This is a genomic window from Isoptericola haloaureus (genome assembly GCF_036689775.1).
GTDB lineage: Bacteria > Actinomycetota > Actinomycetes > Actinomycetales > Cellulomonadaceae > Isoptericola > Isoptericola haloaureus.
Genome location: NZ_JBAGLP010000116.1, coordinates 77,947 through 87,759 on the forward strand (window position 1 = coordinate 77,947; position 9,813 = coordinate 87,759).

At 68.3% G+C, this 9,813-nt stretch carries 12 protein-coding genes; 3 read left to right on the forward strand and 9 right to left on the reverse strand.

Annotation, left to right across the window (positions count from 1 at the left end; genetic code table 11):
• Positions 1 to 3: 3 nt before the first annotated feature.
• Positions 4 to 978: a hypothetical protein gene (locus V5O49_RS05830; RefSeq protein WP_332901404.1), complete on the reverse strand. Its 975-nt coding sequence runs from the start codon at positions 976 to 978 to the stop codon at positions 4 to 6.
• A 115-nt stretch (positions 979 to 1,093) separates the two neighbouring features.
• Positions 1,094 to 1,744, reverse strand: a complete 651-nt coding sequence (locus tag V5O49_RS05835; RefSeq protein ID WP_332901405.1) for an MIT C-terminal domain-containing protein — start codon at positions 1,742 to 1,744, stop codon at positions 1,094 to 1,096.
• A gap of 135 nt (positions 1,745 to 1,879) precedes the next feature.
• On the opposite strand from V5O49_RS05835, the gene V5O49_RS05840 reads away from it, so the two are divergent.
• On the forward strand, positions 1,880 to 2,803 hold the full coding sequence (locus V5O49_RS05840; protein WP_332901406.1) for a hypothetical protein: 924 nt from the start codon (positions 1,880 to 1,882) through the stop codon (positions 2,801 to 2,803).
• 126 nt (positions 2,804 to 2,929) lie between these two features.
• Here the strand turns inward: V5O49_RS05840 and V5O49_RS05845 are convergent, their stop codons facing one another.
• Genes V5O49_RS05845 through V5O49_RS05855 form a run of 3 tightly spaced genes read right to left on the reverse strand, consistent with a single transcriptional unit; the run spans position 2,930 to position 5,012 of the window.
• The gene (locus V5O49_RS05845; protein WP_332901407.1) at positions 2,930 to 3,799 is read right to left on the reverse strand and encodes a hypothetical protein; all 870 of its coding nucleotides are present in this window, start codon (positions 3,797 to 3,799) and stop codon (positions 2,930 to 2,932) included.
• Positions 3,796 to 4,566: a DUF2637 domain-containing protein gene (locus tag V5O49_RS05850; RefSeq protein ID WP_332901408.1), complete on the reverse strand. Its 771-nt coding sequence runs from the start codon at positions 4,564 to 4,566 to the stop codon at positions 3,796 to 3,798. Before V5O49_RS05850 ends, V5O49_RS05845 begins: the two co-directional genes overlap by 4 nt.
• Positions 4,563 to 5,012, reverse strand: coding sequence for a hypothetical protein (locus V5O49_RS05855; RefSeq protein ID WP_332901409.1), 450 nt, complete (start codon positions 5,010 to 5,012; stop codon positions 4,563 to 4,565). Before V5O49_RS05855 ends, V5O49_RS05850 begins: the two co-directional genes overlap by 4 nt.
• A 284-nt stretch (positions 5,013 to 5,296) precedes the next feature.
• Between V5O49_RS05855 and V5O49_RS05860 the strand changes: the two genes are divergently transcribed.
• Entirely contained in the window at positions 5,297 to 6,010 is a 714-nt protein-coding gene (locus V5O49_RS05860; RefSeq protein WP_332901410.1) for an 8-oxoguanine DNA glycosylase OGG fold protein, read from the forward strand.
• Positions 6,011 to 6,091: 81 nt separating this feature from the next.
• Positions 6,092 to 6,658, forward strand: a complete 567-nt coding sequence (locus V5O49_RS05865; protein ID WP_332901411.1) for a hypothetical protein — start codon at positions 6,092 to 6,094, stop codon at positions 6,656 to 6,658.
• Positions 6,659 to 6,865: 207 nt separating this feature from the next.
• On the opposite strand, the gene V5O49_RS05870 is transcribed toward V5O49_RS05865, so the two are convergent.
• From V5O49_RS05870 to V5O49_RS05885, 4 genes are read right to left on the reverse strand one after another with little or no spacing between them, the layout of a single operon-like run.
• Positions 6,866 to 7,273, reverse strand: coding sequence for a hypothetical protein (locus V5O49_RS05870; RefSeq protein ID WP_332901412.1), 408 nt, complete (start codon positions 7,271 to 7,273; stop codon positions 6,866 to 6,868).
• Complete coding sequence (locus V5O49_RS05875) at positions 7,270 to 7,569, reverse strand: hypothetical protein (protein WP_332901413.1); 300 nt, start codon at positions 7,567 to 7,569, stop codon at positions 7,270 to 7,272. Before V5O49_RS05875 ends, V5O49_RS05870 begins: the two co-directional genes overlap by 4 nt.
• On the reverse strand, positions 7,566 to 8,318 hold the full coding sequence (locus V5O49_RS05880; protein ID WP_332901414.1) for a hypothetical protein: 753 nt from the start codon (positions 8,316 to 8,318) through the stop codon (positions 7,566 to 7,568). Before V5O49_RS05880 ends, V5O49_RS05875 begins: the two co-directional genes overlap by 4 nt.
• A complete protein-coding gene (locus tag V5O49_RS05885; RefSeq protein ID WP_332901415.1) occupies positions 8,318 to 9,757 on the reverse strand; it encodes a type IV secretory system conjugative DNA transfer family protein in 1,440 nt (479 codons plus the stop codon). The genes V5O49_RS05880 and V5O49_RS05885 overlap by 1 nt, the downstream gene beginning before the upstream one ends.
• Between the last annotated feature and the right edge of the window lie 56 nt (positions 9,758 to 9,813).

Here is a 9,813-nt window from a genome sequence, read left to right on the forward strand (position 1 = left end):
TGTTCAGCTCCTCGCCTTGGTGCGGTACTTGACGGCCAGCCCTGCCGACTCGGGGTCGAGTTCGCCCTGTTCGTTGATGACGCGTGCGCCGACGAGTTCGGCGACGCCCTTGACGAGCGCCAGGACAGTGGCGAACAACTCGGCGTGGACGTGAGGGTCGAAGTCGACTGCCTCGAGCTCGTCCATGTGGCGCTCTGCCCTCCGGCGCATGGATCGGAGTGCCACGGTCAGTTCGGACGTGCGTGCGTCGATGCCCGTGAGGATGGACGCCTGGCGCTCCATCTCGGCGACCGCCACGTCAACTCGCGCGGAGTAGGCCGTCGCCTCGGTCAGGGCCTTGCTTCCGCTCTTGTTCAGCTGGATGCCGGCGACGAGGACGCCTGGGCCGACGGTCGCGACGTTGAGCACTGTCGCACCGGCCGCTATACCGCCACCGCCGGCGGCAATCGCGCCGCCACCAAGCGCCGCGAGTGTGGCCTTCTGAGCAGCAGCGCCGCTGAGGGTCTTGATGGCCGTTCCGGTGGAGGCGACGCCGATCTGCTTGACGGCCTGAACCGCCCCGAGCCGTGCGGCGACTCCGAGGCCGACTGCTTGGAGGCCGCCGGAGACCACGTTAACTGCGTTGAGCGACACTACGCCCGGACGGTCGACGACGCGTTGTTGAGCTGCGATTCCTGCCGCGATACCGCGGTCGTGCAACCGAGTCTGCTGTTCGTGCTCGTGGAGCCATCGTGTGAAGCGCTCGCACACGCTTTCGACGGCGTCCTGTTGGGCCTGCCCCAGCCACGCGATGCGTGTGTCGGTGTCAGCGATCCGCTGCTCGTGCGTCGAGAGCGCGTCCTCATACGTCGTCTCCGCCTGGCCGGCGATCGACTTGGCCTTGCTCATGTCGATGACGCCCTTGCCGCCGGCTCCTATGCCAGCCGCGCCGGTCGCTGCAGTGATCGCCCATGCGGCGATCACGATGGGAAGCACCATTGTCGTCCTCAGTTCGGTTCGGCTGTGGGGGCAATCAACAGGTATCGGGCATGGCTCAATGGGAGGGGCGAGGCGCCGAGCGCAGGGCAACTCGTCGCAGGCGAGCTGAGCACGGTCATGCGTCGTCGCGTGTGTAGTTGACGACGAATGTACGGACCCTTCGCTGCTCCGGTCGGAGAGCAGGCGGGCCTGGCCGGTAGATGTCGAGGCCGCGGTCAAGGTCGATTACCCAGCCCGCATCGGACTCGATGAACCGCGGATGCATCTCGGAGGGGTTCTGGAACGTGACCGAGAAGCGGATCCCGGCCGACTTCGCGAAGTCCTGCACCTCTGAGAGACGCCTGAACTGGTTCCGCAGGCCCGAGGGGTCGGACTCCGAAGTGACAAGTTCGACGTCCATCGGGAAGCCGACCCCAGAAGCCGCGATCGCAGCGACGAGCTCGCGCAGGTTGCGGATCTGAGGCAGCGAGTACATGTACTTGTCGGTGATGACGACCCGCCGAGCCCCGCGGAGGTAGGGGACCAAGAGCGTCTCGAAGGAGACCCCGGTCTCGCCGGAGGAGAAGCTGCGACGACCGGCGAAGAGTGGAGGCTCCGGAGGCAGAGGGGACTCACCCGCCTCACCAGGATCCGAAGTCATGCGGTTCTCGACGACGCGGCGATGCATCCGCTCCACGATCGCGAAAGCGGCCAGTGTGGGCAGACCGCCGAGCGCCCCGAGAGCGAAGGAGTGCTTGTCAAGCGGCAGAGAAGCTGCGGTGGACATCGTCTCTCCAGGTCTGCGGCGAGGTCGGCAACGACGACTCTTCTCCGCTGGCTCGTTCGAACGGTGGTTAGTGGCCGGATGAGAAAAAGATAGACGGTTAGTGCGTCCGGCGCAAGAGCCGGGTACGATCGCCTCATGGGGACTCTTCGAGTGACCGTCGCGCCTGTCGCCTTGCGGCCGGTGGTCGACGGACAGGTATCGCAGTTCAGGGTCTCGACCCTGCGTCCAGGAGGGAACTGGCTGAGCGCGGAAGTCTCAGATCCGTCTGACGTGCTGCGACGTGGTCGGGCGCTGGTCGAAGTCGCGCTCACAGACCCAGTGCCCGCGGAGGTCCTTGAAGGGTTGCGGTTGGAGAACGCGGGTGTCGACTACTCCGGCGAGACGCCGAATCTGCTGCTCTCAGTGGTGCTCCCCATCGCGGCAGTCGAGTTGGGCGACGCAGAGGACTGGCCGCTCCTCGCCCCCTGGGATGACGCGGGGGGCGGAGCAGGTCCGCTACTCACCCACGACCCACTGAGAGCGGCATTCGTCGCCTACTGGCGGGAACAGCTGGTACATACGAGTGCCGCGCTGGACTTCTTGCCCACGTACTTCACGATGTCGCAGGCGCGCTCGGTGTACTCCTCCGTGTGGGGCGAGCCTCAGGCAGAGGGCAACTTCCAGCGATGGCTCACGACGGCGAAGGCTGCCGACGGGTCCCCCTTGTGCGAGGAAGCGCTCGATGAAAACGTGAAGCGTCGTACGCAGGAAGAACTTGCGAGCAGGTTGACGAAGGCGGGCCTCAAGGGGCTGTCTGCGGCCGGTGTTGCCAAGGCGTGGACTGATCCGAAGATTGTCGGCGCAAGCTCCGGCGTTACAGCACTCGCTGGCCTTGCTGCGGTGCCCGTCGCCGGGATTGCAGGAGCGATCGTCGGATCTGCTATCGGCTACCAGGCGTCCAAGAGCCCTGGGCGACCCCCGCGCTGGTACAAGCGTTCGACGTCCGAACGGAACCCACTCAAGTCCTGGTATCCCGTCCGTCCTCCTCAGATCGCGCTGCAGAACACCTTCGTCCGTTGACGCCACTGTCCACAGGCGGCTCGAGACGGGGAGTCCCACTCGCACGACTTTGCGCAGGCGGGGTCATACTGTCGCCCAATGGCGGCCGGGCGCTGTACAGCAGAAGGGTCCTTGAGTAGTTCGGGTCTACGCCGCTGCGGTCGCGGGGCCGGCGTGCGATATCCACACGAGCAGATCGGACGCGGCCTCACGGCGTGCTGGCTCGGTACGCCCTAGGTGGTCGACCAGGCCAGAAGCGGCAAGACTGGCGGCGTCGATGAGCTGATCGAACGCGGTGCGCTGCTCGACCCACCACCTGGTCAGGTTGGACGCTGCTTCGGTGAGGGTCGCGAAAAGGCCGAGGTCGACGGCGTCGGGCGGGCGCAGCGGCTCGCCAGCTTCGAGACGTGCCAGGGCCCAGGGCCGCCAGTCAACCCGGCAGCGACGCACGATGGCTCGAGTCGACGGCACACGCCCTGCGGCCACTGCCTGCAGCGCGGCGGCGACGTCGGCGCGCAGGTGCGGTGAGTGGTTGCGACCGATGGCTGCAGCGATCGTCGCCCAGGCGGCGTCTCCGAGGCGTGACTCGATGAGCAGGCACAGCTCGGCGAGCGCGGCCAGTCGTGGATCGAAAGCCGTCGGTTCGCCCCTGCCGTCCAGGAGCGGGACGAGCTCGCTCTTGTGCACATGGGTCGCGTAGGCCTTCTTCGCGCGCCGGGCGACGAGGTTGCGGGCGACGGCGAACGTCCAGCGGCGCTGGTCCTCGTCGCACAGGGTGGTCCACTGGTCGCGCTTGGTCCACAGGATCTCGACGACGTCGCCGACGACCTCGCTCGTAGCATTGGCGAGGTCGCCGAGCTCGTCGCGCACGACGGCGGTGGTTCCGGCAGTGCGAAGGCGCCGGTGCACGTAGCCCTCGACGTCGGCAGCCAGACCGAGCACACGGGCGCCGATCTCGTTGTCATCGCCCATCGAGGCCGCCGGGTCCGCGGGTGGGGCGTGGGTCAGGGTCGTCATGCCTCGGCCTCCTTGCGGTGTGGCATCTGGGATCGCAGGTTTCGTAGCCATCGCCGCCCGGTCGCCTCGGAGCCGGCGAACCCCGCTTCGACGGCCATCCGTCCGGTCGGGCGGACCCCCGCCTTCTCTTGGGCAGCCACCCACGCAGCGAAACCGTCGGCCTTCTCGGCGGCCTGCTCGACATCGGTGCCCGATGGCTCCGCCGCCTGGGCGACCAGGGCGCCCGAGCGCGACTCGCTTGTGTCGGCGCCGGCGACGATCTGCGCCCGCGCGGGAACGCCCGGCCCGTTGGCTCGTGCGGAGACGGCGACAGCGGCAGGTTCAGCGGCGGGTTCGTGGTCGCGTTCCTCGCCGCGCCGTACGGCGATCAACACGAGCATGTGAGTAGTCAGCAGCAGCGACAATGACGGCACCGAGGAGAACAGGGACGCGACCGGACGGGAGAGCTCCATGTGCCCGACGGGAACCGGCTCAGCGTGCAAGAAGTTGCCGGTCCACGAGGCGGCAGCGAAGACGACCAGCAGCACCCAGGCGTACCAGGTGCCGGCAGCGCCGCGGGCGCGGAACCGGAACGCCGCCCACGTGCCGAACAGGATGACAGTGTCGATCGTCAACGGGAACATCCACGCCAGCCGCGAGGTGATGCCCGAAGCGATACCGACGGCCCGCAGTGCGTTGAACGACAGCGTGAACGCCATGACCGCCGCGACCGTGCACAGCAGGACCCCCGGCCACAACGCACCCGCCAGGGGCCGACGCCCGCTCACCGCGCCCGTCCCGCAGTCCGAAGGCCGAGGTCGACGGCGATCCGCTCGAGGTCGGCGATGGCCTCCCCCACGGCATCCGCCGCGAGGCCACGCACCTGCTCCCGGTAGGCGCCGTCGGTGACCCACTCGTCGGCGCCGACGATGTGCTCAGCGAAAGTGTGCGCCGCAGAGCGTAGCGTCGATGCCTTGAGCTCGGCATGCTCGAGGAGCACCTCGACCCTGGACCGTCCGGACGCCGGATCTGCTGACACCAGGTCGACGACCGAGCCGCCCGGGCCGCGCGCCCCGACAGGCATGCGGGCCGGCAGATGCCCGGCCGCGACCAGTGCGCGCTTGTGATCCGAGACGGTCGCCTGACCGATCCCCAGGTACACGGCGACCTGCCGCTGCTTGAGCCCAGCGGCGAGCAGCCCGTGGATCTGCTCTCGCAGTTCGGTCGAGGCCATCGGTTCTCCCTGAAGCCAGCGGATGCGTACACCAGGGGAATGCCCTGAACTCCGGCCCGGAGTAACAGGTGAGATCGCGGCTGGATCTCGCAGGAGACAGTCGGCCGTGATTGAGCCATGCGCCGCCAACCTCCCCGAGTCGGAGTGAACCGCACCTCACGAGCACGCACACCTACCAGCCGGTTGGCGCTGTTCGACCTTCGCGTGTGGGGCTGCGGTTACGACTCCTTCGGACCGGCGCGTCTCAGCGCAAGGGTGGCGCGCCGGCGTGCGACGATGCCGGGATGAGCATTGATGCCTCGAGCGAGCCCGTTTCGCCGCGGTCGGCGGCGGTAACCGATCTCCTCGCCGCACCGGTAACGGAGTCTGTGCGCGCCCGGGCTGATCGGCAGGTGTGGGCCAGGTGGCTCGATGGCATCGACGGCGCCGAAGCAGGGCTCGAGGTTCTGCCCCGTGAACTCGACCGGGCACAGATGTGCCGCCTCGCAGAAATGCTCCTCGGGTCCGATCAGGTCGTCGGCGCATTCGTTGTGACGATGGTATGGGGCCACGGCGACACCGGGTACGGCCCATTCCGCACACGCCAGGCCCTCACCGGCCAGGAGAAACCGCAAGGTTTCGCACTCAGCACAGGAGTGGTGGAGCGGCTGACCGAGTCGGTGGCCATCGCGCGTCGCAATGGGCCCGTGGAGGGTTTCCGCTACTTGGCCAACGACTCACGCGGGCGGATCAAGCACTTGGGTCCGGCGTTCTTCACGAAGTGGCTGTACGCGGCCACGGCACGCGGCGTGCACGACCGTGAAGGGGCCGCACCGGTGCTAGATGATCGGGTGCTGACCTGGGTGAACTCCCACACCGACTTGGCACTACGGCCGTGGCGAACCGACGACTACGCCGCCTACATAGAGGCGCTGACGGCATGGGGAGCGAACGCACAACCGTCACGGACGGCCGTCGGGGTCGAGGGAGCGATCTTCGCAGCGACCGCCAAGGAGTGATCATTCGCCACAGGGCGTAGCCTGCATACGGCCGCGCGTTCTCACTACGCAGACCGAGCACGTCCAGTGCAGAATCTGCCTGTGACTGCCGACTGGATCAGCGCCCTGGCGACGTTCGCCGCCGTCGTCCTCGCTATGCTGCTCGCGCTTCGTGACGGGATACAGCAACGCCGTGCGCGCACGCTGGAGGCAGCCGCGGATCGAGCGCGCACACTCGGCGAACAACAGCTCGCTTGGGAGCGCCGGCGCGCCCAAGCCCAGGGTGTCATCGGCTGGTTTCAATACAGCAGCAGCTCAGGGCGTGCCCTGGAGGCCGGGCCGACGAAGTACCAGAAGGTCGTCCCAAGAGTTCTCGTGGCCAACTACTCGTCACACCCCGTCTTCGACGTGCGTGTAGAGCTCTACAGCACCGATCCTGGGGTCAGCGAGTTGCTCGACGTCACCAGGTGGCAGGTGCTCGGCCCGACACCGGACCGCCCGATGAGGATCAACCCTGAGTTCTTCCACGACAACCAGGACGGCGTCCTCGTTAACGTGAAGTTCCGCGACCTGGCGGGCAACTACTGGCTTCGCAGGCAGGATGCGACGCTCGAGCGGCTTGACACGCACTGGAGACCAATGGCGGATCCGATGCCGACGTCTGGGTGAAATCGCGCCCGGTCGGCTTACGTGATGGCCCCGGCTACTGATGGGCTCCGCACCCAATGCAGGGGACCCCGATCGTGTGTCGTTCAGCGGCCGAACCGCGCGCCCGCAGGAACGTCGTCTCATCAATCGCGCTCGCCGCAGTTTCTGGCTCTCGGTCTGTAGGGCTGCGCCGACCTCGAGGAATCCGCGGCCGACGCCCCGCCCGAGTCAGGCGCTGAAGCGACGTAGAGCACGAAGTCCGACGGCGAGGCCCCAGGATCCTCGGCCGAAGAAGGCGACGGCGAGCGGGCGAGGGACGAGGCTGCGGACGCGAACGCCGACGACGGCATGAAGATCAGGGCCGACAAGGTCCACTGGTTCAACACCGAGCGCACCCACGGATCGATCGACGATCTCACCTCCATCGAAGCCGAAGCGTTCTACTACAGTCAACGAAAGCGCCCAGCGATGCGGCCTGACGCAACCCTCAAAGTCTCCGGACACGCCGGGGCGGCTCACGATGACGAGGAGCGGGCGCCGCCGGTATTTCGGCGGCGCGGCGATCTGGGCGGCCCCCGGCTCGCTGGCGACACCGTTGTGTGCGTCGGTGGAGCGCTGTTGTGTCGTTGTCGTCATGTCTGGGCACCCCATTGCTCAGGACTCTGGTCGACCACGCGTGAAAAGGACACTAACCCCTTGTGATCCGCGCCACATGGCGAGTCGATTGTGGAATCGCTCGGGTTTTCATGAATTCGGATGAGTCGCCGATGCATGGCGACCCGCACCGCGGGCGAGGCGTCCGCGACGACTCGGCGGATCCGGTCCGCCGTGGGCTCGGCCAGCGGAGCCGCCGCGAGAGGTCCGAGCAGACCGCCGACGTCGGCCTCGGCGTGGAAGATCGACTCGAGCTGGTGGGCGAGATCGACGCTCATGACGGACTCCCTCGCCCACCATCTCGCGCAGGTTCTCCCGAACGATTGCGAACTCTGCCCGTCCCGATATGGTCGGGCGGCGTGATCTCGGCACCAGACTCGTCGACGTCGGGCCACGACCAGCGCTGCCAGGCGAACCCGCCGGGCGGGTCCTCGAGCGGGATCTCGCCGTCGGGCCAATAGTCGACGAGGTAGTAGCCGCGACGCTCGGCAATGCGGCTGGCGGCCTCGGCGATGGGTTCGACGTGCTGGTAGTCGCAGGCCCGCGCACGCCATTCGGCGCCGAGTCGTGTGCGGGTCGAGGCGAGCTGGTTGAGCCAGCGGACGGGCTCGGCGAGGTTCGCGCCGTCGTCGTGCGCAAGGCGGTGATACCGCTCCAGCGCCCACAGCTCCTGGACTATTGCGGGGTGCAGGCTCCAGCACGGGGTGATGACCTCACCGAACGCGAAGGTGGCGCACAGCCACTCGACGAACCTGTCCAGGCGCTGCATCGCCGCGGCGCGGGTGGCGACGTCGGCGTCCATCCAGGAGAAGACGCCAGGGTCGTGCTGGACCGGGAACATCGCGTCGACGCGCGCCCAGCCGCCGCCCTTGGCCTTCGCGAACGGTCCCAGGCCGCCGGACCTGCTGAACGGGTCGTTGGCGGGCGGCCCGCCGTCGCCGTGCGACACCTGCGGTGGCCGGCTCACACGTGTCGCGTCTCGACGGGTGCCGGGACCCCAGGCCTGCTCGTTGCCGTCGTAGCCCATCACGCCACCTCGCCGAGAGTCCGGGAGCCGTTCCGGGCCGTGGTCGCGGGCGGGACGGCTTGCCCGTCGTGTTCGGCGTACCAGGTGCGACTCCGGGCGACGGCCTCGGCGTGGGGCCCGTGCCAGTACGGGATGAGGTCGACGAGCATGGGCCGCATCGCCGCTTCGATGACGAGCGCGTGGCCCTTGGGCAGACGGCGCATCTCGCCAGGCTCGACCGTGGCCTGCTGGGCGGTCTGCGTCTGCCAGGAGCGGCTGAAGGGTTCGCGGAGGCTGTAGTTCGCCGAGGTGGTGGTGCGGTCCTCGGCCCCGAGGGTCTGGGAGAGCGCGGACAGCACCTCGGGTGCCTTGACGCCGGGGAGCAGCACGTTGAGGCAGTTGTTCCAGATCGTCTCCTCGACGTCGTCGCCGTAGGCGTCCTGCCCCTGGGAACGGGACTGGAAGACCGCGACGAGCTGGATGCCCTCACCGGACCCGGCCGAACTCATCCGCGCGGCACCCGGCCAGGGGTGGATGTTCGCGAGCTCGTCCAGGACCAGTGTCAGGGGCGGGTCGAGGCGGCCGCCCGGTGAGCGCTGGGCGAGCTCGTGGGCGATGTCGGTGACGTGGTCGAGGAACAGCGAGTAGAAGGTGCCGACCGTGCCGGAGGTCTCCGCGGTGGTCGAGGTGCCGGCCGAGATCATGTAGCAGGTTCCGCGCTCGCGCAGGAAGGCCTCGGTGTCGAAGGTGCCCGGGAGCCGGTGGCCGGCGTCGTCGGTGAGGCGGATGGCGAGGCGGTCACGCACGTGCGGGTCCATGAGCGGAACGAACGCGTTCTCGACGCCGAACCACTTGTTCGCCTTCATCCGCACTTCCTCGCCCATGACGTAGCGGATCGTGGTGTGCCAGTCGCCCTGCTCGCCCGAGGTCGAGCAGTACTGGGGCAGGTGGGCGGCGCGTTCGAGTACCTGCATGGCCTCCTTGCAGGCGTCGGGGCTCTTGGACCACCGGTAGACGTCGGCGATGGTCCGTCCCGAGATCGCCGCCGCGTACAGCAGAGCCATGACGATGCCGCCCGCGCTCGTGGCCCACACGGCGTTGTCCCCACCCAGGCCCGAGGAGCCGACCAGGAGCTTGGCGCGCTTCATCGCGATGCGCGGGACCTCGCAGCCTTCCAGCGGGCTCCACCGGATCGTGTGCGGGCGGCCGCCCGACGCCTCGAGATTGAACACCTCGACCGGTCCGCGCTCCGCCCGGCATCCGGCGGTGGCTTCGAGGTTGTCCGTGCGTGTCGACGTCGTGACGCACGCACCAGGCGCGGCGAGGATGGCCGGGACGACGACGCCGACACCCTTGCCCGACCGGGCCGGGCCGAGGACATAGACCGGGCGCTCCAGGCCGACCCAGACCTCCTCGCCGTAGGTGTGTCCCAGCAGGAACGCGACGTCCTCGGGGTTCACGGTGCGGCCCTCGCTCTGCGCTTCGGCGGTGAACGTCGGGCGGACCGTCTCGGCCG